This window comes from Mycolicibacterium arcueilense (genome assembly GCF_058536225.1).
In genome coordinates this window covers 1-26886 of record NZ_JBZTYL010000009.1, presented here as the reverse complement: position 1 = coordinate 26886, position 26886 = coordinate 1, and the positions used below count along the sequence as shown (strand labels likewise).

Sequence of the window (26886 nt, the reverse complement as noted above, 5' to 3'; positions counted from 1 at the left end):
CAGTGATGGTGTCTGAGTTTGCTAGCCCGGGGCGAACCCACCCTAACTGAGAAGTCGCTGAAGACAAGGCATTCCACGCGCAGATACGCGCTTTGCCCTGACTAGTGTCGGCCGCCGCCCTCGGAGAGGAACCCGAGCAGATCGTGGCGAGTGAGCACGCCGACAGGCTTGCCCTCCTCGACGACCATCACCGCGTCGCAGTCCCGCAGAGATTTCGCCGCCGTGGAGACCAACTCCCCCGCACCGATCAACGGCAACGGCGGGCCCATGTGGTCGGCCACTGCGTCGGCCAGCTTCGCCCGGCCCTCGAACACCGCGGACAGCAGTTCCCGCTCGGACACGCTGCCGGCCACCTCGCCCGCCATCACAGGAGGTTCGGCACCGACCACCGGCATCTGCGAGACGCCGTATTCGCGCAGGATGCCGATCGCGTCGCGCACCGTCTCCGAGGGGTGCGTGTGCACCAGGTCGGGCAGCGCCCCGGATTTGCCGCGAAGGACATCGCCGACCGTCGACTGCTCGATCGAACCGTCGAGCCGGTTGCGGAGGAATCCGTACGAAGACATCCACGCGTCGTTGAAAATCTTTGAGAGGTAACCGCGTCCGCCGTCGGGCAGCAGCACCACGACGACCGAGTCGGGACCGGCCGTGCGGGCCACCTCGAGTGCGGCGACGACTGCCATGCCGCAGGATCCACCGACCAGCAGCGCCTCTTCGCGGGCCAGCCGTCGGGTCATGTCGAACGAGTCGTTGTCGGAGACGGCGATGATCCCGTCGGGAACCGACGGATCGTAGGCGGACGGCCAGAAGTCCTCACCCACGCCTTCCACCAGGTACGGCCGCCCGGTCCCGCCGGAGTACACCGAGCCCTCCGGATCGGCACCGATCACCTGAACCTTGCCGTCCGACACCTCTTTGAGGTAGCGGCCCGTGCCGGTGATTGTGCCGCCGGTACCGACCCCGGCCACGAAGTGCGTCACGGTGCCGTCGGTGTCGGCCCAGATCTCCGGACCGGTCGTCTCGTAGTGGCTCTCCGGCCCCATCGGGTTGGAGTACTGGTCGGGCTTCCAGGCGCCGTCGATCTCCTCGACGAGGCGGTTGGAGACGCTGTAGTAGCTGTCCGGATGGTCCGGCGGCACCGCCGTCGGGCACACCACAACCTCGGCGCCATAGGCGCGCAACACATTCTGCTTGTCCTCGCTGACCTTGTCAGGGCAGACGAAGATGCACTTGTAGCCGCGGGTCTGGGCCACCAGAGCCAGGCCGACGCCGGTGTTGCCGGACGTCGGTTCGACGATGGTGCCGCCGGGCTTGAGCTCGCCGCTGGCCTCGGCGGCGTCGATCATCTTGGCCGCGATGCGGTCCTTGGAGCTGCCGCCGGGGTTCAGGTACTCGATCTTGGCCAGGACCTTGCCCGAGCCTTCGGGGACAACTGAGTTCAGCTGTACCAGCGGGGTATTGCCGATGAGCTCACTGATGTGCCTGGCGATGCGCATACGTCAATGGTCTCAGGCCCGCGAAACGCTTACCAGGTGGCCTCTCGAATGTATTCGCCGATTTGACGCAACGAGCGCTTCGCTTCGGACACCATCGGCGACGCGAGCTGGAAAACGTGCATCTGACCGGGCCAGATCCGCAGCTCGACGGGAACCCCTGCGGCGGCCAGCATGTGCGCGGCCTTTCGCGCGTCGCTGAGCAGAGCCTCCGAGCCAGACGCGTGGATCAGCGTGCGCGGCAGACCGGGCTCGATGTGGTCGAGGGGTTCGTAGACTTCCTCGCCCTTGCGTCCGGCGGCGCGCTCGATGAGCTCCACGAGGGCGTCGAACGCCTTGGCGGGGAACATCGCGTCGGTGTGGATGTTCGGGTGGTTGGCCCGTGACTCGTTGTCGATCTCGAACAGCGGGGACATGGTCACCAACGCGGCAGGCATCTCACCCTCGTCGACCAGGCGCTCGGCCAGCGCCAGCGACAGGTAGCCGCCCGCCGAGTCGCCGGCCAGGACGATCTGGTCCGGCTCGTATCCGCGTAGCCGCAGCCACTGATAGGCGTCGTAACAGTCCTCGATCGCGGTGCCCACCGAGTGCTTGGGGACCATCCGGTAATCGACCACGAGCACCGGGCTGTCGGCGTATTCCGACAGTGCCGTGACGATCCCCGAGTGCGTGTTGGCCCCGCAGGCGAGGAACGCACCGCCGTGCAGGTACAGGATGACGCTGCGCTTTCCGTCGGCGGGAAGTACGCCGTCGGCCCGCACCAGCTGCGCGGTGCAGTGCGGCAGCGCGATGGTGGCCTTGATGGTCCCGGGCACCGGCCGGATCAGTCGGGCGGCGAAATTGACGAGCCCGAATGGCCACGGCAAATGCGGTACATGGCTACCAATCGCCAAGGTCGGCTTGATTGTCAGCGTGGCCGCCAGCGAAGCCAATCGGCCGGCCAGGCTCGGTCCGTCCTCGACCACCTCGACGGGCGCGCCGTCACTGACCGGGAACCTACGCCCGCGGTGGGTCCTAGCTGGGCTTATGCCAGCATGATGCGACCTGGATACCTTGCTCGGTGCAGTCATCGTCACCACTTCCTACGTCTTTGTAGTGCTAGGTGAGCTTCGTCACTCAGACAACCCGGGTAACTTAGCTTGACATCCGTAAACAGTTCAACAGTCAAATAAACTGAATTGATACCGGACTTGATACAGCACTGTGATCGCCACGCTGCGCCGCCACGCGGACAACCTGTCTCGTCCGCCTAAACTGATCTCGTGGGCACACCGCGTCGGTCGACCATCGCCCTCGCCGCTGCGGCGACGCTGGCTTCTACGGGATCGGCCTATATCGGAGCACGCAACCTGTTGAGCGGGCAGGCCAACAAGGCGCGTCAGGTCATTCCCAAGTCCTGGGACGTCCCACCCCGCGCCGACGGCGTGTACCTCCCCGGCGGCGGGCCCGTCGAGAAGTGGGAACGCGGAGTCCCCTTCGACCTGCACCTGATGATCTTCGGTGACTCCACCGCCACCGGATACGGCTGCCGGGTGGCCGACGAGGTACCCGGGGTGCTGATCGCCCGCGGCGTGGCGAAGCAGTTCGACAAGCGGATCCGCTTGAGCACCAAGGCAATCGTCGGCGCCACCTCGAAGGGGCTGTCCGGCCAGATCGATGCCATGTTCGTGGCGGGCCCACCGCCGGATGCCGCCGTGATCATGATCGGCGCCAACGACATCACCAAGCCCAACGGCATCGGTCCATCGGCCCGCCGGGTCGGCGACGCGGTGCGCCGGCTGCAGGCGGCCGGAGCCGTAGTCGTGGTCGGCACCTGTCCCGACTTCGGGGTGATCACCGCCATCCCGCAACCGTTGCGCACCGTCGCCCGCAACCTCGGCCTGCGCTTGGCCCGCGCCCAGGCCGGCGCCGTCCGAGCGGCCGGCGGCATACCCGTGCCGTTCTCGGACCTTCTGTCCCGGGACTTCCACAAGGCCCCTGACCTGCTGTTCTCCGACGACATGTTCCATCCGTCGGCAGCTGGGTACGCACTGGCCGCCAAGCAGTTGCTGCCGGCGGTATGCACTGCTCTCGGCGACTGGGACGGCGACGAGGCACTGGAATCGGGAGCCGCCGACACGAGGACACTGTTGACCCGCCTGGGCGGTGTCAGCAGGCTTTGGCGCCGCTCAACCGGGGTGCCCGCACCCATCGTGGTGCCCGCGGGCTAGTTTCAACTGAGTTTCTAAGCCATTCGATTAGCAGGAGCCGTCATGCCTGAAGCCGTCATCGTTGCCACCGCCCGCTCGCCTATCGGCCGCGCCGTCAAGGGGTCGCTGGCCACCATGCGCCCCGACGACCTCGCCGCTCAGATGGTGAAGGCCGTCCTGGACAAGGTGCCCTCGCTGGACCCCCGCGACATCGACGACCTGATGATGGGCTGCGCCCAGCCCGCCGGTGAGGCCGGCTACAACATCGCTCGCGCCGTGGCCGTCGAGCTCGGTTACGACTTCCTGCCTGGCACCACCGTCAACCGGTACTGCTCGTCGTCGCTGCAGACCACCCGGATGGCCTTCCACGCCATCAAGGCCGGCGAGGGTGACGTGTTCATCTCCGCGGGTGTGGAGACGGTGTCGCGCTTCGGCGTCGGTGCCGCCGACGGCGCCCCGAACTCGAAGAACGCACTGTTCGAAGAGGCCCAGGCCCGCACGCTCACGCAGGCCGAGGGGGACATCAAGTGGCATGACCCGCGCGAAGACGGCCTGATCCCGGACGTCTACATCGCCATGGGCCAGACCGCCGAGAACGTCGCCACCTTCACCGGCATCAGCCGTGAGGACCAGGATCACTGGGGCGTGCGTTCGCAGAACCGCGCGGAGGAGGCCATCAAGAGCGGCTTCTTCGAGCGGGAGATCGTTCCCGTGACGCTCCCCGACGGCACCGTGGTTTCCACCGATGACGGCCCGCGCGCCGGCACCACCTACGAGAAGATCAGCCAGCTCAAGCCGGTCTTCCGACCCAACGGCACCATCACCGCGGGCAATGCGTGTCCGCTGAACGACGGCGCCGCCGCAGTCGTCATCATGAGCGACACCAAGGCCAAGGAGCTGGGCCTGACCCCGCTAGCCCGCATCGTCTCCACCGGGGTGTCCGGCCTGTCGCCGGAGATCATGGGCCTCGGCCCGATCGAGGCCATCAAGAAGGCGCTGGCCAAGGCCGGCAAGAAGATCTCCGACATCGACCTGGTCGAGATCAACGAGGCGTTCGCCGTGCAGGTGCTCGGTTCGGCTCGTGAGCTCGGCATCGACGAGGACAAACTGAACGTCTCGGGCGGCGCGATCGCGCTGGGCCACCCGTTCGGCATGACCGGTGCCCGCATCACCGCCACGCTGCTGAACAACCTGGCCACCCACGACAAGACCTTCGGCATCGAGTCGATGTGTGTCGGTGGCGGCCAGGGTATGGCGATGGTTGTGGAGCGCCTCTCCTAGTTTTCAGCTTTGGCTCTGCGCTGAGGGCGCAAAAGTGCGAGTAGCTCGCGCCCTCACCGCAGAGCCAATGGCGGCGCAACCTGATCCCAAGCGCGTTGCAGGCGCCACATGATTTCCGGCCGACGATGGCCTGCTGCCACTCGAATCGTGGTCCAGCCAGCCTGGCTGATGTATTCATGACGGACGATGTCGTAGCCCAGCGCATCGGCACGCTGCACGCCGTCGTATTCGACCGCGAGCATGTACTCCTCCCAACCCATGTCCAGGTAGTACCGCGGCTGGCCATTCCGGCCTGGTACCGGCACCTGTGTCCGCGGTCGCGGATATCCCTCATCGATGACCATGAGTCGAAGCCAGGTTTCTTTCGGGGACTGTGCCCCAGGGTCATAGAGTTCAAGAGCCGTCTCGAGCTGACGTAGACCACGCACATGGGCATGACAATCCGCCAGTGCCAACACATCAGCTGCTTTCAGCCCCGTCGCATTGCCCAGCGCGTCGAGCCGAGCCACCGCCTCCCTCAGGGGCCCGCGCCGGCCGATGTCGAAGGCGGTCCGCTCCGGTGTGGTCACATTCAGCCCGTCGAGCCGTTGCGACTCCCCCGGCAGCAGCAGGTCGGCACGGGTGATCACCCGTTTCGGCGCCCGCGCATTCGACCAGATCAACTCGACTGGAACGTCGTCGTCGACCCACTTGGCCCGATGCCAGGCGGATGCCGAGAGACCCGCGACCACCGCTGCTCGATGTGACCACAGCCAAGCTGCTTGCGTTCGGCGGCGCAGATTCGGAGCGATCCGTTTGTCCAGGTACACGTTTGGCATCAGCGACCGGTAGTAGCGGCGCAATTCATGGCGGTTCAGTTCGCCGCCTGCCAGAGCCTCGCTGCCGACGAAGGGTTCGTTGCCGATGTCCATGACGCCAGGCTGGTTTGAGCTGCTGACAGCCGGCTCAGCCCAGGCCACGCCATGGCCCGACCCTGTGCATGAACCTCGCTGTGGGGATAACCCACGAATCGACTCTGCGTCCACGGCGCAAAAGTGCGAGAAGCCAACGCCCTCAACGCAGAGTCAGCGCCTACCCACGCAAAAGAAAAAGGCGCCCGCAATCGCGGACGCCTTTCTCGGGGCAGGGTTGCTAGTCGTTGTTGAAGTACGACAGCAACCGGAGGATCTCGATGTACAGCCAGACCAGGGTGACGGTCAGGCCAAGGGCGATGCCCCATGCGGCCTTCTCCGGAGCACCGGCGCGGATCATCTGGTCGGCCGCGTCGAAGTCGATCAGGAAGCTGAACGCCGCCAGGGCGATGACGAACAGCGAGAACGCGATGGACAGGCCGCCGCCGGAACGCAGGCCCAGGCCTTCACCGCCGCCGACACCGAACATCGCGAGCGCGAAGTTCACCAGAATCAGCGCAAGAACACCGAACATCGCGGCGACGATCATCCGGGTGAACTTGGGCGTCACGCGGATGGCACCGGTCTTGTAGACCACGAGCATGCCGATGAACACACCGATCGAGGCCACCACGGCCTGGAAGATCATGGTGGGCCCACCGTTGGAGACCAGGTTGGCGAACAGGAACGACGCTGCGCCGAGGAACAGGCCCTCCAGCGCGGCGTAGGTCAGCACGATGGCCGGGTTGTCCTGCTTGCGGCCGAAGGTGGCGATCAAGACCATCACCAGACCGCCGAGGCCGCCGATCAGGGTGAACGGCATCATCAGGGCCGTGTTTCCGGCCACGAGGAAGTACGACACCACCGCGACAGCCGACACGACGGCCAGCGTGATGCCGGTCTTGGTGACGACGTCATCGATGGTCAGCGGGCGGGAAACGCCGGTCTGCGGCTGCTCCAGGTACTCCTGCGCGTAGGGCTGCGCATGCACCTGCTGTGCACCGAAGCCGCTGGCTCCGGTACCGAATTGTGCGTATCCGCCCTGCGTCTTGGGCAGGCTGCGGAATACCGGGTTGCTGGTTTCGCGCACCGTCGGGTCCTCTCTGATGAGATGTGTTCGAGTACGAACTAGTAGCTCAACGATCAATGTTCCGGGCGGGTTCCCGTGGAGACGAAATGACTCCCAGGAAACTGACAGGTTTGATCTTGGGGCAAACCCTACCCGTAGCGCACCACAACTGGGGGGCCGAACTAGATTGCATCTCGTGACAGAAAACGAGGACGTCCTAGTAAGTGTCCGCAACGGCGTCGGGATCCTCACGCTGAACCGGCCCAAGGCGATCAACTCGCTCAACGATGCGATGGTCGCGGGCATCTCCGAGGCACTGCACGCGTGGGAGAACGACGATGCGGTTCACACCGTTCTGCTGACCGGCGCCGGCGAACGCGGCCTGTGCGCGGGCGGTGACGTGGTGGCGCTCTATCACAGCGCCCGTGAGGGCGGCGAGGCCGCACGAAAGTTCTGGTACGACGAATACCTGCTCAACGCCTATATCGGCCGTTACCCGAAGCCTTATGTGGCGGTGATGGACGGCATCGTGATGGGCGGGGGCGTTGGCGTCGCCTCCCACGGCAACGTCCGCGTCGCCACTGACACCACCAAGATGGCGATGCCCGAGGTCGGCATCGGCTTCATTCCCGACGTGGGCGGTACCTACCTGCTCTCCCGCGCCCCCGGAGGACTCGGACTGCACGCCGCGCTAACCGGAGCCCCGTTCTCCGGGGCCGACGCGATCGCCATGGGCTTCGCCGATCACTATGTGCCGCACGACCAGGTAGCCGAGTTCACCGCAGCCGTGGTCAGCGATGGCGTGGAGAAGGCCCTCGCCGACTACGCCGTGGAACAGCCCGCCAGCCAACTCGTCGAGCAGCGCAGCTGGATCGACGAGTGCTACGCCGGCGCCACCGTGGCCGACATCATCGCCGCCCTGCAGACGCACGGCACCGCCGCCGAAGATGCCGCGAAACTCATCGCCACCCGCTCCCCCATCGCGCTGTCGGTGACGCTGGAAGCGGTGCGCCGGGCCGCCAAGCTGGCGACACTGGAGGACGTGCTGCAGCAGGAGTACCGAACCTCGTGCGCATCGGTGAAATCGCATGACTTCGTCGAGGGCATCCGCGCCCAGCTCGTCGACAAGGACCGCAACCCGCAATGGTCCCCTGCCTCGCTCGAGGCGGTCACCGCCGCCGACGTCGACGCGTACTTCGTTCCGGCCGATCCCGATCTGACCTTCCAGGAGGACAACCAATGAGTGAGTTCGAGACGATCCTGGTGACCCGCACCGACCGGGTCGCGACCATCACGCTGAACCGGCCGAAGGCGCTCAACGCGCTCAACACCCAGGTGATGACCGAAGTAACCACGGCCGCAGCCGAACTCGATCGCGATCCCAGCGTCGGCGCCATCATCGTCACCGGCAACGAGAAGGCGTTCGCGGCGGGCGCCGACATCAAGGAGATGGCCGAGCTGTCGTTCGCCGACGTGTACTCGGCAGACTTCTTCGAGCTGTGGTCGAAGTTCGCCGACACCCGCACCCCGACGATCGCCGCGGTCGCCGGCTACGCGCTGGGCGGCGGCTGCGAGCTGGCGATGATGTGCGACATCCTGATCGCCGCGGATTCGGCGAAGTTCGGTCAGCCCGAGATCAAGCTGGGCGTGCTGCCGGGCATGGGTGGTTCGCAGCGGCTCACGCGGGCGATCGGCAAGGCCAAGGCGATGGACCTGATCCTGACCGGCCGCACCATCGACGCCGTGGAAGCCGAACGCGCCGGCCTGGTGTCGCGCCTGGTGCCCGCGGACTCGCTGATCGACGAGGCCCTGGCCGTGGCAGCGACCATCGCCGGCATGTCGCTGTCGGCGTCGCGGATGGCCAAGGAAGCGGTCAACCGGGCCTTCGAGTCCTCCCTGGCCGAGGGACTGCTCTACGAGCGCAGGCTGTTCCACTCGGCCTTCGCCACCGCAGACCAGAAGGAAGGCATGGCAGCGTTCTCGGAGAAGCGCGCCGCCAACTTCACCCATCGCTAAAGTCGACGGGTGACCGAGACCGCCGAACCCGAGGCCGACGCACCCGAAGTCCAGTCAGGGGACGCAGATAAGCCTGTGTGGTGGCTGCGCCACTACACGTTCTTCGGCACCGCGGTGGGCCTGGTGTTCGTCTGGTTCTCGCTCACCCCGTCGCTGCTGCCCCGCGGGCCGCTGTTCCAAGGTCTGGTCAGCGGCGGCGCCGGCGCAACCGGCTACGGCCTCGGCGTCTTCGGGGTGTGGCTGGTCCGCTACATGCGATCCAAGGAAACCAGCCCGAAGGCCCCCAAGTGGGCCTGGCTGGCCTTGCTCGCCGTCGGCGTCGTCGGGCAGATCCTGATGATCGTGTACTTCCACGTCTGGCAGGACGAGGTCCGCGACTTCATGGGGGTGGACCGGCTGAAGTTCTGGGATCACCCGCTGACCGCGGTGCTGTCGCTGGTGGTCCTGTTCGCGTTCGTCGAGATCGGGCAATTGATCCGTAAGCTCGTGCGGTTCCTGGACCTCAAGCTGGATCGCTTTCTGCCGCCGCGGGTTTCGGCCGTCGTCGTGGTGGCGTTTCTGCTTGCGCTGACCATCGCGCTCCTGAACGGTGTCGTGGCCCGGGTGGCGATGGACACCATCAACCGGACGTTCGCGGCCGTCAACGACGAGAGCGATCCCGACTTCGCCGCTCCGATGTCGCCCCTGCGCTCGGGCGGTCCGCAGTCCTTGGCCGATTGGGAGTCGCTCGGCCATCAGGGCCGGGTATTCGTCTCGGCCGGCCCTACGGTGCAACAGCTTTCGCGGTTCACCGGCAAACCCGCGATCGAACCGATCCGCGCCTATGCGGGTCTGCATTCCGCTGACGGCATCAAGGCCACCGCGGCCCTGGCGGCCCGAGAGTTGCAGCGCACCGGCGGCCTGGACCGCGCCGTGGTCGCGGTGGCGACCACGACGGGCACGGGCTGGATCAACGAGGCCGAGGCCTCTGCCCTGGAGTACATGTACAACGGCAACACCGCGATCGTGTCGATGCAGTACTCGTTCCTGCCGAGTTGGTTGTCGTTCCTGGTCGACCAGGAGAACGCGCGGCAGGCCGGGCAGGCGTTGTTCGAGGCGGTCGACGCCCTGGTTCGGGCGATGCCCGAGAACAAGCGCCCCAAGCTGGTGGTGTTCGGGGAGAGCCTGGGATCGTTCGGTGGTGAGGCACCGTTCCTCTCGCTGAACAATCTTGTAGCCCGCACCGACGGCGCGTTGTTCTCCGGCCCGACGTTCAAGAACACGATCTGGACGACGCTGACCCGTGACCGCGACGCCGGATCACCGGAATGGTTGCCGATCTACGACAACGGCGAGAACGCCCGGTTCGTGGCGAAGGCCGAGAATCTGAACCGGCCCGACGCACCGTGGGGTCATCCCCGCGCGGTGTACCTGCAACACGCTTCCGACCCGATCTCGTGGTGGACGCCCGACCTGCTGTTCGCCAAGCCGGACTGGCTGCGTGAACCCCGCGGGTACGACGTGTCCCGCCGGATGGAATGGATTCCGGTGGTGACGTTCCTTCAGGTCTCGGCGGACATGGCAGTGGCGGTCGACGTTCCCGACGGGCACGGGCACGTGTACGTCCAGAATGTGGCCGACGCCTGGGCCGCGATCCTGCAGCCCCCGGGGTGGACACCGGAGATGACGGCAAAATTGCGGCCCATGCTGAGCAGCAACGAGAACGCCTGAGCACCGGGCGTTTACACCTGGCCGGCGGCGACCAATGCGTGATAGCCGCCGATGAGGTCGGTCGAACGATGCAGTCCGAGGTCGACGAGCGCGGCCGCGGCCAGGCTTGACGTGTAGCCCTCCGAGCACAGGATCACCCAGTAGACGTCGTCGTCGACGGCCTCCGGGATCCGCGCGTCACTGGTCGGGTCGCAGCGCCACTCGAGCACGTTGCGTTCGATGATCAGCGCCCCGGGTACCGACCCCTCGGCGGCACGCTGGGCGGCCGGACGGATGTCGACCAGGATGGCACCGGCGTCGAGCGCCTCGGGAAGGTCGGCGGCGGGCAGCCGGTGCAGGCGGGTACGGGCCTGCTCCAGCACGGTGTCGATGCGGCTCATGGCAGTCACTCCGGGGCGTCGGTGAGCTCGGTACGGTTGCGGCGCAACGTGTTTTGCGGCGTCACCTCGTAGTAGGACATCGCTGTGAGCGGCGGCGAGTAGGCGTGCACGCTCAGCGTCGGTCCGGAGATCGCCGCAGGCGCATGCACCACGTCATGCACCCAACCCAGCGGGAACGCCGCCTGATCGCCGGCCGTGAGTCGTCGTTTCCGGAGCAGCTCACCGTCCCAGCGGGTTTCGCGCAGCGCACCGGACACCACGGTCAATGCCCCCAGTGAGCCACCGTGGTCGTGCATTTCGGTCGACTTGTCGGGCACCCAGCTGATCAGCCAGACTTCGACTTCGTCGTCACCGGACAAGCGGGTGTACCAGCGGTCGTCCTTCGGCAGCCCGCGCAGCAGCCGGTCGTAGCGGCCGGACAGCACATCGTCGGCGGCGCGGTCGGTGGTGTGCAGCAGGTCGGGCAATCGCAGCCGGGTGGGCGCCGAGACGGCAGGAACGGGCGCGAGCGTGGACAGCATCAGAGAAACTCCAAGAATGACGGCGGAACAGGGCAGACGGGCGCGCTAGCGAGCCCGACAACACTCCTGGAATCCGGTCCCTTCCGTCATGGCCGCCAGTGTTGCATAGATTGGCGGGATGCGCCGTTACACGTGGACCACCCGCTTGACCGCCGGAACCGTCGCAGCCGCCGGTCTGAGCCTGCTCATCGGATGCTCGACAGAGGCCGACAAGGACAAGTCCGGGGAGTCGGCGGCACCGTCGTCGCAAGCCACCGCAACCACCGAGGCAGCGGCCCCGAAGGTCAAGCCCGGCGAGATCGCGACGTCCCCGGGCGGGGTCACGACGGCGGTCGGCGCCGACGCCCAGTCCACCGAAGAGGAGTATTTCCAGGCCTGTCACGCCGCCAAGATCTGGATGGAGGGCAAGGGCGGGGACCTCAAGGCACAGATCGAGCCCTACCTGGCAAGCCTGCAGGCTCCGGGAGCCGCACCTGGTCCCGGCACCTACAACGTGGCGTGGCCCGAGCTGGAGCCGGGCCGTCAGGCCGCGGTGATCGTCGCGGCGCAGGCAGCGGCCGACGAGCTCTGCAGCTAAGCGCCGTCAGTTCGAATCACGCTGCGGTAAATCCCCCGGACCACCCTGGGCAGCCACCCAGGCCCGGCCGCGCTCGACGGCGATGTCGAGCGCCCCGAAGATCCGGTCGGATGCCGGAACGACGCCGTCGGTGCCAAGGAGGTCGTCCAGCCCACCGCGCAGCAATACCTCCGCGGTCCCTGGGTTGACGCCGGCGATGATCAGCCTGCCGTTGTTGGCGGTCAGCTGGCCTGCCCACCGACGCAGTGCCTTGATCGTCACCGACGACGGCACATCGGGCAGCGATCGCAGGCTGAGCACCACGACGGCATTGGTGGTGCCCTCGGCGCGCGGCCAGGTTTCGTCGATGCGGGCCACCTCGGCGAAGAGCCCGACCCCGGCGTAGTGCAGCACGGTGACGTCGTTGCTCGCGCACTGCTCGGGGACCGGTGCCTGCTGCCAGCCACCGTCCGGGTCCGGGGTCAGCGCCATCAGCTGCGCGCTCTCGGCGGCTTTGGCGCAGTAGAGCACCAGCGAGGTGATCACGCCGATCAGGATCGCGGTGTGCAGTGGCAGCTGTGTGGTGGCCGCGAATGTCACCAGCATCGCCACCGCGGACAATGGCGCGACCCGCAGCACCAGCTTGATGTCGGGCAGCCGGCCGACCACCAGTTCGGCGCCGATCACCAGGATCAGCCCGCCGATCACCGGCATCGGGATGATCTCGGCGGCCGAACCGGCGACCAGCACCAGCACCGCAAGCCACAACCCGGCGAAGATGCCGGCCCACCGGGTCTGGGCGCCCGCCGACGTCGCCACCCCGGTGCGCGAGAGTGAGCCGCCGGCAGGCAGCGCGCCGAACATGCCGCCCGCCACGTTCGCCGCGCCCTGGGCCAGGAAGTCCCCGTTCATGTTGGTGCGGCTGCCGTCCGGGTTGGGCACTGCCGCCGAGATTCCGGCGGCCTGGGCCAGCGCGACGAGCGCCACTGCCACGCCGCCGACGATCAGTTCTGGCATGGCGGCGAAGTTCGGAACGGTCACGGGCGGAAGCGCATTCGCGATCGACGCGATGTCGCCGACGGTTTCGACGTCGATGTGCGCGACGGCCACCACCGCGGTGACCACCACGAGCGCGAGCAACGTCGCGAAGGATTCGAGCGGCTTGATGAAGTGGAACACCGCCCACACCGCCACGGTGCCCAGCGCTACGCCAAGCGCCGCCGGGTGCCATAGGCCGATGTGCGCGAGCGAGTCGATGAACTTGCCGATGGTGTTGCCGCTCTGCGGCTTGTACCCCGTCGAGTCGCCGAGGACGCCGGCGATGATCTGAAGGGCAATTCCGGTGGAGAAGCCCGTCATCACGGCGTTGGAGACGAAGTTCATGATCGAGCCGAATCGCAGGAGACCGAACAGCAGCATCACGACGCCGACCACGAGGGCCAGTGCAGCGACATTTGCCGGGACTGCTGGGTCGAGCCCGGCCTCTTTGAGGACGCTGCGCGACGTCAGGGCGATCGCGCTGGTCAACGTCGTCACCATCAGCACCGTGCGGGCGAACAGTGACCCGACGATGCCGGGCATGACACCCGCGTAGATGCCGGTGACGGGGTTGAAACCGCCGATGCTGGCGTAGGCCATGCCTTCCGGAATGGAGAACAGACCTGTTACCAGGCCCGCGATGACGTCACGGGGCTTGGGACGGCCCAGTTTCCGAGCGAAGGTTGGCGCACCCACGGGTTCAACCCTCCCACGAATGAGTCCACCGTGGGCGATACTGCGGATGTGCGCGTGCCGGGAATCCTTCCGTATCAGCGCGAATGGCTGCGCGCCGACGTGGTGGCCGGACTGGCCGCCGGAGCCGTGATCATTCCGCAGGCCATGGCCTACGCCACCGTGGCCCACATGCCGGTGCAGTTCGGCCTGTACACGTGCATGTTGCCGTTGGTGGTGTACGCGTTCATCGGCGGGTCGCGGACCACGAGCGTCACCACCACGTCGACCATCGCCACGCTGAGCGCGTCGACCATGATCGGCGCGGGGATCGCGGCCGGTTCGCCGGACGCGCCGTCGCATCTGATCACGCTGACACTGTTGGTCGGCGTGTTCCTGCTGGCCGCGCGGGTGTTGCGACTCGGCGCGATCATCGAGAACGTCAACGAGGCGACGCTACTGGGACTCAAGGCCGGCGTCGGCCTGACGGTTGCCGCCGCCCAGCTACCCAAACTCATTGGTGTGGAAGATAATCCGCACGCCACCGGCTTCTTCCACATCCTGTGGTCGGCGCTGCGCCAGATCGGGCAGGCGAACCTGCCCACAGTGCTGCTGGCCGTCGTCACCATCACCGTGCTGCTGTTGATCGGGAAGTTCGCGCCGCTGGTACCCGGTCCACTGATCGTGGTGGCCATCGGAATCGCGCTGGCCGCGTTCGGCGGCCTGCCGTCGATGGGCGTGGCATTGATCCCCGAGGTACCGCACGGTATCCCGATGCCGGCGCTGCCCGCGCTCGACCACATCGGGCACCTGATCCCCGGCGCGCTGGCCATCGCCATGATGGCCTTCCTGGAAACCGTCGCGGTTGCCCGCGGTGTCCGCCGCCCTGACGAACCACAGATCGATGCCGACCGCGAACTATCCGCCAACGGTATTGCCGCCCTGGTGAGTTCGTTCTTCCACACGCTGCCGCCGGCCGGTGGGTTCTCCCAGACCGGGATGAACCTACGCACCGGCGCCAGGTCACAGGTCTGTGGCCTGGTGACGGCCGGGCTGGCCGTGCTGGCCGCAGTATTCCTGGCACCGGTGCTCTCGGAGCTGCCGCAGGCCACGCTCGGAGCGATGGTGCTGGTCGCCGTGCTGGGTCTCATCGATATCGGCGCCCTGCAGCGGTTATACCGGTTCGACAAGCTGGAGTTCAGCCTGGCCGCGATCGTCGGAGTGTTCGGCCTGACCGTCGGACTCCTGCCTGCCGTCGCCGTCGGCGTGTTGCTCACCCTGTATTTCGTACTGCGGGAGGCCAATCGAGCGCACGTGGTACAGATCTCCGGGGAGCCTCTGACTCTTCGGTTCGAGCTCGGCCTGTACACAGCCAATTTGCGGGCCAACATCGATGAGGTTGTCGCACAGGTCGACGCGTGCGATCTGCGGCCGGATGTCATCGTGCTCGATCTGTCCCGGTTGCCGTGGCTGACATCCACGATCTTGGACGGATTACGGGACCTGGAAACCGAACTCGTCGGCGTGGAGGTCCGCTACGTGGGCTTGCGCGATGACCTGCACCAGATGGCGAAGCGCTGGCCATGGTGGCAGGACGTCGAAGCGCAGGGCCGCTACCACGACACCGTCGACGACGCCGGATAGGAGAGTTCCATGCCGCCAAATGTTGTGTTCTTCCACGTCGACAACCTCGGTTTCGGTGAGCTGAGCTGTTTCAGCGGCGGACCGTTCCGCGGTGCCACGACGCCACGCATAGATGCGTTCGCCCAACAGGGCTTCCGTTTGACGAACTACGCCCCCGAGTCTCAGTGCACGCCGACGCGGTCGGCGTTACTCACCGGTCGCCACGCGATACGGTCCGGAACCCATTCCGTGCCGCTGGGAAAAGCGGGCGGCTGGGGGTTGGTCGCCTGGGAACGCACGCTCGGTGACGTGTTGAGCGATGCCGGCTACGCCTGCGCCGCCTACGGCAAATGGCACGTCGGCGAAGGTCCGGGACGTTGGCCCACGGAAAAGGGGTTTCAGGAATGGGTCGGGCCGCCTCGCACCTATGACGAGGCGCTCTGGCCGACCGACCCGCTCTACGACCCCGAGCGCGACATGGTCAGTCGGATGCTCGAGATCACCGCGGGTGACGCCGACGTCACGGAGGGCGAACAGTTGACTCTTGATGTGCGCCGAGACTGCGACCTTACATACCTGGACCGTGCCGAAGCGTTCATCCGTCATAACGTCGACGACGGGCAACCGTTCTTTGTGTACTTCAATCACTCGTTGATGCACCTGCCGGTGATTCCCCGGAAGGAGTTCGAGGGTGTGTCCGGTCACGGTGAGTGGGCGGACGCCCTGGTCGAGCTCGATTCCGATTTCGGCCGCCTGCTGGATCTACTCGGTGAACTCGGCGTCGACGACAACACCCTGGTGGTCTTCGCCGGTGACAATGGTCCCGAGGATGCTCTGCTGTGGCGAGGGAGCCCAGGCTACTGGCGAGGATCGTATTTCGCAGGCGGAGAAGGGAACCTACGCACCCCGTGCATCGCACGCTGGCCTGGTCAGATCCCTGCAGGCACAGCGAGCGACGACATCATGCATGTCTGCGACTGGTTCACCACCATTGTGAGGGCCGCCGGCACCTCGGAGCCGACGGACCGGATCGTCGACGGCGTCGACCAAATCGATTGGCTCACCGGACAGCAACCGCACTCCAACCGCGATGGTTTCCCGTACTGGATGGGACCGACGCTGTACGGCGCGAAGTGGCGGAACTTCAAACTGAGCCTCGTGGCACAGACTCACATATTCGATCCCCCCACGCCGCTCGCAACCCCACGGTTGACGAATCTGTTGACCGACCCACATGAGCGCGAGCCGATCCCGCTGCCCCACCTACATACCTGGGCTGCCTACCACCTGAACGACATTGTCGAGCGGTATCTCGAGTCGACCCGTATCGAGCCGCCGGTGCCCGCGGGCGCGGCTCTCGACTACGTGCCAACTGCACCGTGATTGCCGCTACGGGTAGAGGCCGCGGAGTTGTCCGGCCTCGGCAACGCGTTCGACGGCCAGGCAGGTCGCAGCCGCTCGCAGCGGTAGGCGCAGTTTCTCGGCATGGGCGCTGACGTGCTCCCAAGCGGTCAGCATGCGTTCGGCCAGCCGGGCCTCGACTTCGTCGGCACCCCACCAATAGGCCTGATTGGCTTGCACCCACTCAAAATACGACACGATGACGCCGCCGGCGTTGGCCAGGATATCCGGAACCACCAGTGTTCCAGCCTCATTGAGTAGGCGGTCGGCCTCGGGTGTCGTCGGGCCGTTGGCGCCTTCGACCACGATGGAGGCCTTGATCTGCGCTGCGTTACCCGCGTGGATCACCCCTTCGATCGCCGCCGGAACCAGCAGGTCGACGTCGGCGCCGAGCAGATCCTCGTTGCTGGTCGCATCCGCATCCGCAAAGCCGATCACCGAACCGGTGGCGTCGACATGACTCGCCAAGGTCCCGATGTCGAGGCCGGAATCCGCTTGACGGCGCCGTACTGGTCGGATACGGCGACCACGCGCATCCCCGCATCCGCCAGGAAACGCGCTGCGTGCCGGCCGACCTTCCCGAAGCCCTGTACCGCGGCGGTGGCGCCGTCGACGCGGATGCCTCGGGACCGCAGCGCAGCCAGCGCGACATGAACGACCCCGCGCGACGTCGCCGTGGCGCGGCCCAGAGAACCGCCGAGGCTCACCGGCTTTCCGGTGCTGACACCGAGCACGGTGTGCCCCTTCTGGACGGAATAGGTGTCCATCATCCAGGCCATGGTCTGCTCGTCGGTGCCGACATCGGGCGCGGGGATGTCATGATCCGGCCCGATCAGCGGACTGATCTCACTGGTGTAGCGACGGGTGACCCGCTCCAGTTCCGAGCGGCTGTACTGACGCGGATCGATGCGGATACCGCCTTTCGCGCCGCCGTAGGGCACATCGAGCAGCGCACACTTCCACGTCATCCACATCGCCAGGGCCCGGACTTCGTCGAGTGTCACATCGGGGGAATAGCGCAATCCGCCTTTCGCCGGTCCGCGAGAGACGTTGTGTTGCACCCGATGTCCGATGAGGAGCTCCATCTCACCGGAGTCCCGATGCAGCGGTACGGCCACGGTGAGCTCACGCCGCGGGTTGGCCAGCAGCTCGTACGTCCCGGTGTCGTAGCCGAGGATCGTGACAGCGTCGTGTAACTGAGCACGCGCGTCGTCAAACGGATTTCCGGGGGTGGCCAGCTGGGCGGGGTCGGCCGCGGTGTGTTCGATCGTCGTCACGCCTTCTCCTGTTGTCGGTTGACCTGATGCCAGAACGGTAGGCATCCGGGGGCTGGCCCAGCAGTGCCGATCTGCACATTTTTGAATGCCTGACTGTGCAACCATGGCAGCCGTAGATCGCCGCCTACCACACGGACGGCACAGGCGGCCGGGCCGAAATGTCCTCGTATCGATGTTAATTGGCATCGCCTGCGCACGCCGCATCCAGAACTCGTCTCAAACCATGTTCTAAGACTCTTGGTAGCGGGGCCGCCGATCCGGGTCGGGTTGGTGACCATGCCTCTCAGGTGCTTCAGAATGGAGGTATGCGTGTTGCTCTGGCCCTCGGTAGTGGCGGAGCTCGTGGCTATGCGCACATCGGAGTGATCAACGAACTGTCCGACCGCGGTTACGAGGTCGTCGGGGTGTCCGGGTCATCGATGGGTGCGCTGGTGGGCGGGCTGCACGCGGCCGGCAAGCTCGACGATTTCGCCGACTGGGCACGGACTCTGACACAGCGAGCGGTGTTGCGGCTGCTCGACCCGTCGATCAGCGCGGCCGGCATCCTGCGCGCCGGAAAGATCCTCGACGCCGTGCGCGACATCCTCGGCGAGGTGACCATCGAAGACCTACCCATCCCCTATACATCGGTCGCGACCGATCTGATCGCCGGCAAATCGGTTTGGCTGCAGAGAGGCCCGGTCGACGAGGCGATCCGGGCATCGATCGCCATCCCGGGGGTGATCGCCCCGCACGTTCTCGACGGTCGTCTGCTCGGTGACGGCGGCATCCTCGACCCGCTACCGATGGCACCGATCGCCGCTGTCAACGCCGATCTCACCATCGCGGTCAGCCTCGCCGGCAGCGAGTCCGCGGGCGCGGAGCCCGACCCTGAGCCAGATTCCGGCTCCAAGTCCCGGTCCACCACTGAATGGCTCAACAGGATGCTGCGAAGCACCACGGCATTGATGGACACCGTGGTGCCGAGTCGCTCGAGCGCATCGGCTGAACCGGAAGGGGAACAGGCGGAAGCCGGTACCGAGCCGGACGAGCCCGAGGAACCCGATGTGCCCGAGGTTCCCCGGCTGGGCAGCTTCGAGGTGATGAACCGCACCATCGATATCGCGCAGGCCGCGCTGGCACGCCACACGCTCGCGGCCTATCCGCCCGATCTGCTGATCGAGGTGCCACGCACGGTCTGTCGTAGCCTCGACTTCCACCGCGCCGCCGAGGTCATCGACATCGGCCGGCAGCTGGCCGCCCGCGCGCTCGACGTCTGAGTCAGCCTTTCAGGAACTTCGCGACCTCAGCCGCCACCCGCCGTCCCTGTGTCCGTCCAGCCTGCGCCGAGGGCACCCGACAGGCGGGGTCCAGCGGGTTCTCCCCGAAGGCGACCAGGGACTCGTCGTCGGCGAAGATGCCGAGCGACCGGCCGTCGAAGCCGTCAATCTCCTGCGCGGCGCCGGTCCCGAAGGGCGAAGGTGTCGAGCGGCCCTGCGGCACCAGGGCCACCACGGTGTCGCAGTCGGCGGCCAGCACCATGTTGACCGCACTGCCGATGCCGCCGTCCATGAACCGGCGGCCGGCGATCGACACGATCGGCCACACCGCGGGCACCGCGCAACTGGCCTCCACCGCGTCGACCAGCGACACACCCGAGTCCCGGTCCAGCGTCACCAGTTCGCCGGTGTCGATGTCGACGGCCGAGATCCGCAGCACCCGAGAGGGCCAGTCATGCGACGGCAGACGCGCTTCGATGACCTTGCGCCGCACCGCCGGATCCACCGTCGCGGCGCTCAGTGCCACGGCGCCGATCTGCTGCAGCTTCTGCGCCTTGGTGGTGTTGGGGGTCAACACCGCCTTGACGAACAGGTCGGTGACTGTCTCGATGCTCACGCCGGGATCGAGTTCGGCCGATTCGGCGCCGACCTGGCGCTCGAAAAGCGCCTCCAGAGGCAGCCCGCTGCCGATCTGCGCGGACACCGTCGAACCCGCCGACGTTCCGACCAGCACGTCGGCGGCCAGCAGCGCATCGGCTGTTTCGGGGGATTCGTCGGCGATGCCCTGCAGGATGCCGGTTTCCCAGGCGATGCCTGCGATACCGCCACCGGCGAGGACCAGTGCGCGTTTGGAAGTCACGACAGTCGAGTGTGCCAGGGCTCCTCGAGGGGCAGCTACGCGTGCTGCGACGCGGCCGCCTTCGCGGACAGGTCGTCGCGGTGCAGCAGGTGGCGCGGCGGGCCCGGAAATGCCTGCTGACGGTTGATCTTGAGGTCCGCGTCGACGTGCACCAGCTCACCGGGGGTGATGAGCTGCCAGTCCTCGCCGTCCATCGGTTCGCTGGCGAACACCACTGACGGCTGGGAGGTCAGTTGCTCGGATTCGGCGCGGATCCGCCGGCTGCGCAGGCGCAGGCGCCTTTTGTCCGGGTGTCTGCGGTCGAGCACGTACAGGTCGTGGGTGTCCGGGTAGCGCAGGGCCCACATGTCGGTGGCCGTGCTGAGCAGGAGATTGACGGCGTAGATCGGCACGTTGTCGGCCAGCCACCCGATGGCCTCGACGACGCCCGCGCCGACGTCACCGTCATTCGCCCGGACGGCCGCGGTGATGAGCGCGAAGACGCGTTCGGAGTCGGTCTGGCCCTTGACCAGGTCTGCGGCACCGAGTTCTTTCAACCGCTCGTCGAGGGCCGGCAAGCCCTCGACGACGCCGTTGTGCGCGAAGATCCGGCCATCCTGGAGAAAGGGATGGGTATTGGCCACGTCGAGCGCCCCGGTCGATGCGTAACGGACGTGCGCGATGAACGTCGTAGCGGTGACATCGTGTGCCTCCGTGGTGAATTCGGAATCCCGCCAGGCCGCGACGGGCTCCTTGTGCAGGGTTGCGATGCCGTCGGCCCCGAATACGCCCAGGCCGGTCCCGTCGGGGTTGCGCCTGCTCTGCTCGGCAAGGTTGTCTGGCGCGTCCAGCAGCCAGAAGGTGGCCGGCACGAGCCGGCGCCCGGCGTGCAGACCGAACAATCGGCACATGCCCTCAGCCCACCCGATGAAGTGCCATGATTTCCGATAGTAGCCGGGCAGAAGAAGGGGACGCCATGACATCCGATCTTGGGCCGACCATGCGGGCCGAGCGCTTCTACGCCGACACCAAAAGAGTTGTGGTGGAGGATGTTCCGATCCCGGAACCGGGGCCGGGCGAGGTTCTGGTCAAGGTGGCGTTCTGCGGGATCTGCCATTCCGACCTGAGCCTGATCAACGGCACCTTCCCCGCGCAGGCCCCGGTGGTGACGCAGGGCCACGAGGCGTCGGGCACCATCGCCCGCCTCGGCCCCGGCGTGACCGGTTGGGCCGAGGGCGACCGCGTCATCGTGGCGGCGGGCCGGCCCTGCATGGAATGTCCGAACTGCGGGCGCGGCGATATCGCCAATTGCATGCGAATCCGGTTGATGGCCTTCGCTTATGACGGGGCGTGGGCCGAATACACGCTGGCGCAGGCGGTCGGGCTGACGCGGGTTCCGGACAACGTGCCGCTGGAGCAGGCCGCGATCCTCGCCGACGCGGTGTCGACGCCGTATGGCGCGGTGGTGCGCACCGGCAAGGTCGGGATCGGCGAGTCAGTCGGGGTGTGGGGACTGGGTGGTGTCGGTACGCACATCGCGCAGCTGGCGCGGTTGGTGGGCGCGGTGCCGGTGGTGGCCATCGACATCAAGCCCGAGGTGCTGGAGCGCGCGCTGGAACTCGGCGCCGATTACGCGTTCGACGCCGCCGACGAGCGGCTGGGCGAGAAGATCGCCGACGTCACCGGCGGCCGGGGTCTGGACGTGGCGTTCGACGCCGTGGGACTCAAGTCGACGTTCGAGCAGGCGCTGAGCCAACTGACCGTCGGCGGTCGACTGGTCGCGGTCGGGATGAGTGCCCAGGAGCCGACAATCGGTCCGACGTCGTTGTTCGGCCTGACCCAGAAACAGGTGCTCGGCCACCTGGGCTATCAGAACGTCGACATCTCCACGTTGGCGACGCTGGTGTCACTCGGCCGCCTCGACCTATCCCGCTCGATCAGCGAGATCGTGTCGCTGGAGGATATTGCCCTCGGCATCGACAAGCTGGAGCGCCAGGAGGGCAATCCGATCCGGATCCTGGTGCGGCCCTGAGCTTCAGCCGGCGAGCGTGGGCGCGGCCTTCCCGCTGATCAGCGGCAGATCCGGGTAGGTCACCAAACCAGGTTTGGCGGCACACACCGCAGGCACCGAGTTGACGCAGTGCGCGGCAGTCGCGACGACCCCGGACTCGGGGCCCTCCTCACCGGCCTCGGACTGGAACCCCTTGATGATGACCGTGAAGTCCGGGTTGCCGCGGACCTCCATCTCGTAGCGCTGTCCGGCCGGACCGAAATTCCATGCGGGGTCGAGGTTTTCCTCCCCCATCAGCCAGTTCACGGTGACCCGCACGACGGGTTCGCCGTCGACGAGGGCCTCCCAGTGGAACTTGCGGCCGGCCACCTGGCCGGGTTCGATCACGCCGATCGGCGAGTCGATGGGTGCGGTGGCCACGGCGATCTCCTGCGTGGCGCGGATCCGTGGATCGATCTTGAACCCGATGTGGTCGACGACCATCTTGACGGCCTGGATGAAGCCGCCGTCGAGCATCTTCTGCATCGGCCCGCTCAGAGCAGTGTCGGGGGTACCGCCGAATCCCATGACATGGCGCACCACGTCGGGCGCGTCATAGGTGCGCAGGTCGGAGAACTCTTCGGCGCGAACGAAGTTCACTCCGGTCGCCATCGCGGAGAACACCAGCGGGAACTTCTCGCTGATCCCGCCGGGCGCGATGCCGGTGCCGTGCAGCGTGGCATTGCCTTCCAGTGCCGCGGCCCGCATCGGTGCGGCCTGCTTCTCGCTCGGGTACAGCCAGCCGACCGGGGTGATCACGTTCTTGCCCGAACGCAGCAGCGCGGCGACCTCGTCGGGGTTGGGGATCAGCGGCGAGTAGATCACCGCGTCCGCGTCGAGTGCCAGGATCTCTTCGGCGCTGTTGGTCGCGGTGACCCCGATCGGATCGGTGCCGATGAGCTCGCCGACGTCCTTGCCGTTCTTGGCGTCCGAGTGCACCCAACAACCGACCAACTTCAGGTCAGGGTGTTCCAGCACGCCCTTGATGGCGGCCACGCCGACGCCACCGGTTGCCCACTGCACGACTTTGAGCGTCAAGACCCCTCCTCGGCGAAACTAGAACACGTTCTACTGGTCTACACCACCCTCGTCGTCAGCGGAAGTACGTTCCCGCCGCGCGACGTACGAGACGACGAGCACCACCAGGACCGCGGGGAGAAATGCCGGCACGGTCAGCAGCAGGGAATGGTCCGCGAGGTAGGTCATGTTCCGTGGACGAGACAGCCCGGCCAAACGTGACTGTCACATCCCGGCGGGCTGTGCCGTCTGATGGATATGCAGATGAAATTCATTCAGGTCGTCGTGGTCCTCGCGGCGTTGAGCATGCTGGTGACCGGGGTGTGGATGCGCATCGACCCGGCGTCGTTCGCCCAGTGGGCGAACTGGCCCAACCACGTCCACTTCCTGCACGATGCCGGCGTCTTCCAGATCGGGATCGCGGTGACGATGCTGTTCGCGCTGTGGTGGCGCGATGTGATCGCCGTGGTGCTGACGGGTTTCCTGGTGGCCAACACCCTGCACGCGGTCAATCATTTCCTGGACCGCGACGGCGGCAACCCGGCGAACTGGTGGCAGCTCGGGTTGTTCTCTGTGCTGGCCGGCGCGGCGCTGGTGGTGCGGCTGCGGCAACTCCAGTTGAAGACGGTTGACCGCGTTTCGCCATGAAGTATGTTCCGTTGCATGGCTAACAAAGTGTTTGTCGTCGGTGTGGGGATGACGAAGTTCGAGAAGCCCGGCCGGCGTGAAGGTTGGGATTACCCCGATATGGCGCGCGAGTCGGGCACGAAGGCGCTCGAGGATGCCGGCATCTCCTACGACCAGGTGCAGCAGGGCTACGTCGGGTACTGCTCGGGTGACTCCACCTCGGGCCAGCGCGCGCTCTACGAGCTCGGCATGACCGGCATCCCGATCGTCAACGTCAACAACAACTGTTCCACTGGCTCGACCGCGCTTTACCTTGCCGCACAGGCGATTCGCGGTGGCCTGGCCGATTGCACCATGGCGCTGGGCTTCGAGAAGATGCAGCCCGGTTCACTTCAGGCGGGTGCACAGGACCGCGAGTCTCCGCTGGGCAAGCACGTCAAGGCGCTGGCCGAGATCGACGAGTTCGCCTTCCCCGTCGCACCGTGGATGTTCGGCGCGGCCGGCCGCGAGCACATGAAAAAGTACGGCACCACGGCCGAGCATTTCGCGAAGATCGGCTACAAGAACCACAAGCATTCGGTGAACAACCCGTATGCACAGTTCCAGGACGAATACACCCTCGACGACATCCTGGGCGCCAAGATGATCTCCGATCCGCTGACCAAGCTTCAGTGCTCCCCCACCTCTGACGGGTCGGGTGCGGCGATCGTGGCCAGTGAGGCGTTCGTCGACAAGCACGGACTGGCCTCGCAGGCCGTCGAGATCGTCGGGCAGGCGATGACCACCGACTTCGCCTCGACCTTCGATGGCAGCGCCGCCAACATCATCGGCTACGACATGAACGTTCAAGCGGCCCAACAGGTCTACGCACAGTCCGGCCTCGGACCCGAGGACTTCCAGGTCATCGAGCTGCACGACTGCTTCTCCGCCAACGAGCTGCTCCTGTACGAAGCCCTGGGCCTGTGCGGTGAGGGCGAGGCCCCGCGGCTGATCGACAACAACGACACCACCTACGGCGGTCGCTGGGTGGTCAACCCGTCCGGCGGGCTGATCTCCAAGGGCCACCCACTGGGCGCGACCGGCCTGGCCCAGTGCTCCGAGCTGACCTGGCAGTTGCGCGGCACTGCGGACAAGCGTCAGGTCGACGGCGTCACCGCCGCCCTGCAGCACAACATCGGCCTCGGCGGCGCGGCCGTCGTGACGGCCTACCAGCGCGCCGAGCGCTAACCCTTCCCCGGGCGCTTCCCCGCGCCGGGTCTCCGCGCCGGTCGCGGTTTGTCACGCTGGAGTGGCTCTCGAGCTCGAGCGTCACGCTAGCGTGACAATTCAGAGCGGCCCGACTCCCCTCTGTCACGCCAGAGTGGCTCCCGAAGCCGACAGCCACTCTGGCGTGACAAAGCCGGCAGCGCGGGGAAAACTAGCCCGACAACATCGCATCGACCAGGCGGCGTAACACCTGCCTGATCTCGCGGCGGGCCTTCTTCGGATCCTCAGCGGTGGCGATGGCCATGGCCGCCTCGTCGAGCGCACCGATCAGCACATGAGCCAGCGCCCGCACCGGCTGTTTCGCGAGCTGGCCCGCCTTGATCGCCTCGGCAAGGAGCTGCTCGGTCATTCCGAGGCTGTAGCGCTGGGCGACGTCGCGGAAGCCTGCCCAACCGAGCACACTCGGGGCGTCGAGCAGGACCAATTGCCGCACCTCGGGATCACCGGACACCTCCAGCCAGCCGTCGACCGCGGCCCGGATCGCATCGGCCGGCGTCGTCGCACCCGATGCGGCCACCTCGACTGCCAGCCGACCCATCACATCCTGCTCCACCACCTCCACCACCGCGAGGAAAAGTGCTGCCTTGTCAGCGAATTGGTGGTACATCGCGCCACGGGTAACCCCGGCGGCAGTGGCGATCTCCGGCGTGCCCACCTCGGCATACCCACGTTCGCCCCACAGTCTCCTGGCGGCAGCGATCAGCGCCTCGCGGGTCGCCGCGGAGCGCTCTTCCTGGGTACGTCTCTTGTTTTCCATACACCCTGTTGGTAAGTTACGGACACGCTGTTTGTAAATGTGTATCGAGCTGGGAGTCATCCATGTCGACCATTGAGATTAACGCCGGAACCATCCATTACGAGGAATTCGGCCCGAAGGACGGTAGGCCGGTGGTCTTCGTGCACGGGTACATGATGGGCGGTCAGCTGTGGCGGCAGGTGAGCGCACGCCTGGCCTCGCAGGGCCTCCGCTGTATCGTCCCGACCTGGCCGCTCGGCGCGCATCCCGAACCGCTGCGGCCGGGCGCCGACCGGAGCATCCGCGGTGTGGCGAACATCGTCGCCGACACCCTGGCCGCACTGGATCTCGACGACGTCGTACTGGTCGCCAATGACACCGGCGGCGTGGTCACCCAACTGGTCGCCGTGCATCATCCGGAGCGGATCGGCGCCCTCGTGCTGACGAGTTGCGATGCGTTCGAACACTTTCCGCCGCCGATCCTCAAACCGCTCATTGCGGCGGCGAAATCCAAGGCACTGTTCCGGGTCGGCACCCAGGCCGTGCGGATCCCGGCCGTGCGCAAGCGGGCATACGCCGGGCTGGCGCATTCGAACATCGACGCGCTCACCCACGAGTGGGTGCGTACCGCGCTGTCGAATCCGGCGATCGCCGAGGACCTCCGGCAGTTCACCCGCTCGTTGCGCACCGAGGTCACCATCGAGGTGGCCGCACGGCTGCCCGAATTCGACAAGCCGACGCTCATCGCATGGTCGGCCGACGACGTGTTCTTCGAACTCGGCGACGGTGAACGCCTCGCCAAGATCATCCCGGGGGCCCGCCTCGAGGTCATCGACGGCGCCCGCACGTTCTCGATGGTCGACCGACCGGACCGGCTCGCCGATCTGCTGTCGACCATCGCCGTGCGCGCCTAATGGGAACTGATCAGCGAGCCTACGACCGGTAGTGGTCTGATCGGGTGAAGCTGATTGCCGAGC

The 26886-nt window shown here is 66.6% G+C and carries 27 protein-coding genes; 13 read left to right on the top strand and 14 right to left on the bottom strand.

Annotated features, from left to right (window positions below):
* Positions 1-101: 101 nt before the first annotated feature.
* Positions 102-1496 (bottom strand): cystathionine beta-synthase, encoded by a 1395-nt coding sequence (locus AC4LGL_RS14690; protein ID WP_491839397.1) that lies wholly within the window; start codon positions 1494-1496, stop codon positions 102-104.
* A gap of 29 nt (positions 1497-1525) precedes the next feature.
* Complete coding sequence (locus AC4LGL_RS14685) at positions 1526-2563, bottom strand: alpha/beta hydrolase (RefSeq protein WP_491839396.1); 1038 nt, start codon at positions 2561-2563, stop codon at positions 1526-1528.
* A gap of 192 nt (positions 2564-2755) precedes the next feature.
* Between AC4LGL_RS14685 and AC4LGL_RS14680 the strand changes: the two genes are divergently transcribed.
* Positions 2756-3703 (top strand): SGNH/GDSL hydrolase family protein, encoded by a 948-nt coding sequence (locus AC4LGL_RS14680; RefSeq protein WP_491839395.1) that lies wholly within the window; start codon positions 2756-2758, stop codon positions 3701-3703.
* A 42-nt stretch (positions 3704-3745) separates the two neighbouring features.
* Positions 3746-4963 (top strand): acetyl-CoA C-acetyltransferase, encoded by a 1218-nt coding sequence (locus tag AC4LGL_RS14675; RefSeq protein ID WP_055116771.1) that lies wholly within the window; start codon positions 3746-3748, stop codon positions 4961-4963.
* Between the two features lie 53 nt (positions 4964-5016).
* Here AC4LGL_RS14675 and AC4LGL_RS14670 read toward each other — a convergent pair whose 3' ends face one another.
* Together AC4LGL_RS14670 and AC4LGL_RS14665 are read right to left on the bottom strand one after the other, a co-directional pair.
* Positions 5017-5868 (bottom strand): putative endonuclease domain-containing protein, encoded by an 852-nt coding sequence (locus tag AC4LGL_RS14670; protein ID WP_491839465.1) that lies wholly within the window; start codon positions 5866-5868, stop codon positions 5017-5019.
* Between the two features lie 226 nt (positions 5869-6094).
* Positions 6095-6943, bottom strand: a complete 849-nt coding sequence (locus tag AC4LGL_RS14665) for a Bax inhibitor-1/YccA family protein (RefSeq protein WP_418021668.1) — start codon at positions 6941-6943, stop codon at positions 6095-6097.
* 175 nt (positions 6944-7118) lie between these two features.
* Between AC4LGL_RS14665 and AC4LGL_RS14660 the strand changes: the two genes are divergently transcribed.
* The 3 genes from AC4LGL_RS14660 to AC4LGL_RS14650 are packed head-to-tail and all read left to right on the top strand — an operon-like array spanning position 7119 to position 10648.
* On the top strand, positions 7119-8165 hold the full coding sequence (locus tag AC4LGL_RS14660) for an enoyl-CoA hydratase/isomerase family protein (RefSeq protein WP_491839394.1): 1047 nt from the start codon (positions 7119-7121) through the stop codon (positions 8163-8165).
* Entirely contained in the window at positions 8162-8938 is a 777-nt protein-coding gene (locus AC4LGL_RS14655; RefSeq protein ID WP_491839393.1) for an enoyl-CoA hydratase, read from the top strand. Before AC4LGL_RS14660 ends, AC4LGL_RS14655 begins: the two co-directional genes overlap by 4 nt.
* A gap of 9 nt (positions 8939-8947) precedes the next feature.
* Positions 8948-10648, top strand: coding sequence for an alpha/beta hydrolase (locus AC4LGL_RS14650; RefSeq protein ID WP_491839392.1), 1701 nt, complete (start codon positions 8948-8950; stop codon positions 10646-10648).
* Positions 10649-10659: 11 nt separating this feature from the next.
* Here the strand turns inward: AC4LGL_RS14650 and AC4LGL_RS14645 are convergent, their stop codons facing one another.
* Both AC4LGL_RS14645 and AC4LGL_RS14640 read right to left on the bottom strand, forming a co-directional pair.
* Positions 10660-11028 carry a rhodanese-like domain-containing protein gene (locus AC4LGL_RS14645; RefSeq protein ID WP_491839391.1) on the bottom strand — a complete coding sequence of 123 codons (369 nt, stop codon included), beginning with the start codon at positions 11026-11028 and terminating at the stop codon, positions 10660-10662.
* Between the two features lie 5 nt (positions 11029-11033).
* Positions 11034-11549, bottom strand: coding sequence for a cysteine dioxygenase (locus AC4LGL_RS14640; protein WP_055116783.1), 516 nt, complete (start codon positions 11547-11549; stop codon positions 11034-11036).
* Between the two features lie 118 nt (positions 11550-11667).
* Here AC4LGL_RS14640 and lpqV point away from each other — a divergent pair, with 118 nt between their 5' ends.
* Complete coding sequence (lpqV, locus tag AC4LGL_RS14635; protein WP_491839390.1) at positions 11668-12126, top strand: lipoprotein LpqV; 459 nt, start codon at positions 11668-11670, stop codon at positions 12124-12126.
* 6 nt (positions 12127-12132) lie between these two features.
* On the opposite strand, the gene AC4LGL_RS14630 is transcribed toward lpqV, so the two are convergent.
* On the bottom strand, positions 12133-13839 hold the full coding sequence (locus AC4LGL_RS14630; RefSeq protein WP_491839389.1) for a SulP family inorganic anion transporter: 1707 nt from the start codon (positions 13837-13839) through the stop codon (positions 12133-12135).
* A 30-nt stretch (positions 13840-13869) separates the two neighbouring features.
* Here AC4LGL_RS14630 and AC4LGL_RS14625 point away from each other — a divergent pair, with 30 nt between their 5' ends.
* Positions 13870-15459 carry a SulP family inorganic anion transporter gene (locus AC4LGL_RS14625; RefSeq protein WP_491839388.1) on the top strand — a complete coding sequence of 530 codons (1590 nt, stop codon included), beginning with the start codon at positions 13870-13872 and terminating at the stop codon, positions 15457-15459.
* 9 nt (positions 15460-15468) lie between these two features.
* Positions 15469-16821 (top strand): sulfatase-like hydrolase/transferase, encoded by a 1353-nt coding sequence (locus AC4LGL_RS14620; protein ID WP_491839387.1) that lies wholly within the window; start codon positions 15469-15471, stop codon positions 16819-16821.
* A 6-nt stretch (positions 16822-16827) separates the two neighbouring features.
* Here the strand turns inward: AC4LGL_RS14620 and AC4LGL_RS14615 are convergent, their stop codons facing one another.
* Together AC4LGL_RS14615 and AC4LGL_RS14610 are read right to left on the bottom strand one after the other, a co-directional pair.
* Positions 16828-17307 carry a Glu/Leu/Phe/Val family dehydrogenase gene (locus AC4LGL_RS14615; protein ID WP_491839386.1) on the bottom strand — a complete coding sequence of 160 codons (480 nt, stop codon included), beginning with the start codon at positions 17305-17307 and terminating at the stop codon, positions 16828-16830.
* Positions 17274-18116, bottom strand: a complete 843-nt coding sequence (locus AC4LGL_RS14610) for a Glu/Leu/Phe/Val family dehydrogenase (RefSeq protein WP_491839385.1) — start codon at positions 18114-18116, stop codon at positions 17274-17276. The genes AC4LGL_RS14615 and AC4LGL_RS14610 overlap by 34 nt, the downstream gene beginning before the upstream one ends.
* Before the next feature lie 305 nt (positions 18117-18421).
* Here AC4LGL_RS14610 and AC4LGL_RS14605 point away from each other — a divergent pair, with 305 nt between their 5' ends.
* Positions 18422-19375, top strand: coding sequence for a patatin-like phospholipase family protein (locus tag AC4LGL_RS14605; protein WP_491839384.1), 954 nt, complete (start codon positions 18422-18424; stop codon positions 19373-19375).
* Between the two features lies 1 nt (position 19376).
* Here AC4LGL_RS14605 and AC4LGL_RS14600 read toward each other — a convergent pair whose 3' ends face one another.
* Both AC4LGL_RS14600 and AC4LGL_RS14595 read right to left on the bottom strand, forming a co-directional pair.
* Positions 19377-20234 (bottom strand): patatin-like phospholipase family protein, encoded by an 858-nt coding sequence (locus AC4LGL_RS14600; RefSeq protein WP_491839383.1) that lies wholly within the window; start codon positions 20232-20234, stop codon positions 19377-19379.
* Positions 20235-20269: 35 nt separating this feature from the next.
* Positions 20270-21124 (bottom strand): class II glutamine amidotransferase, encoded by an 855-nt coding sequence (locus AC4LGL_RS14595; protein ID WP_491839382.1) that lies wholly within the window; start codon positions 21122-21124, stop codon positions 20270-20272.
* Positions 21125-21189: 65 nt separating this feature from the next.
* On the opposite strand from AC4LGL_RS14595, the gene AC4LGL_RS14590 reads away from it, so the two are divergent.
* Positions 21190-22245, top strand: a complete 1056-nt coding sequence (locus AC4LGL_RS14590) for a zinc-binding dehydrogenase (RefSeq protein ID WP_491839381.1) — start codon at positions 21190-21192, stop codon at positions 22243-22245.
* A gap of 3 nt (positions 22246-22248) precedes the next feature.
* Here AC4LGL_RS14590 and AC4LGL_RS14585 read toward each other — a convergent pair whose 3' ends face one another.
* Together AC4LGL_RS14585 and AC4LGL_RS14580 are read right to left on the bottom strand one after the other, a co-directional pair.
* Positions 22249-23301, bottom strand: a complete 1053-nt coding sequence (locus AC4LGL_RS14585) for an NAD(P)H-dependent amine dehydrogenase family protein (protein WP_491839380.1) — start codon at positions 23299-23301, stop codon at positions 22249-22251.
* Between the two features lie 30 nt (positions 23302-23331).
* Positions 23332-23469, bottom strand: a complete 138-nt coding sequence (locus tag AC4LGL_RS14580; RefSeq protein ID WP_088305604.1) for a hypothetical protein — start codon at positions 23467-23469, stop codon at positions 23332-23334.
* 75 nt (positions 23470-23544) lie between these two features.
* Here AC4LGL_RS14580 and AC4LGL_RS14575 point away from each other — a divergent pair, with 75 nt between their 5' ends.
* Together AC4LGL_RS14575 and AC4LGL_RS14570 are read left to right on the top strand one after the other, a co-directional pair.
* Positions 23545-23928 (top strand): hypothetical protein, encoded by a 384-nt coding sequence (locus AC4LGL_RS14575; protein ID WP_491839379.1) that lies wholly within the window; start codon positions 23545-23547, stop codon positions 23926-23928.
* 15 nt (positions 23929-23943) lie between these two features.
* A complete protein-coding gene (locus tag AC4LGL_RS14570) occupies positions 23944-25134 on the top strand; it encodes a lipid-transfer protein (RefSeq protein ID WP_418010023.1) in 1191 nt (396 codons plus the stop codon).
* Positions 25135-25324: 190 nt separating this feature from the next.
* Here AC4LGL_RS14570 and AC4LGL_RS14565 read toward each other — a convergent pair whose 3' ends face one another.
* Entirely contained in the window at positions 25325-25930 is a 606-nt protein-coding gene (locus AC4LGL_RS14565; protein WP_491839378.1) for a TetR/AcrR family transcriptional regulator, read from the bottom strand.
* Between the two features lie 62 nt (positions 25931-25992).
* Between AC4LGL_RS14565 and AC4LGL_RS14560 the strand changes: the two genes are divergently transcribed.
* Positions 25993-26823 (top strand): alpha/beta fold hydrolase, encoded by an 831-nt coding sequence (locus tag AC4LGL_RS14560; RefSeq protein ID WP_491839377.1) that lies wholly within the window; start codon positions 25993-25995, stop codon positions 26821-26823.
* The last annotated feature ends 63 nt before the right edge of the window (positions 26824-26886 follow it).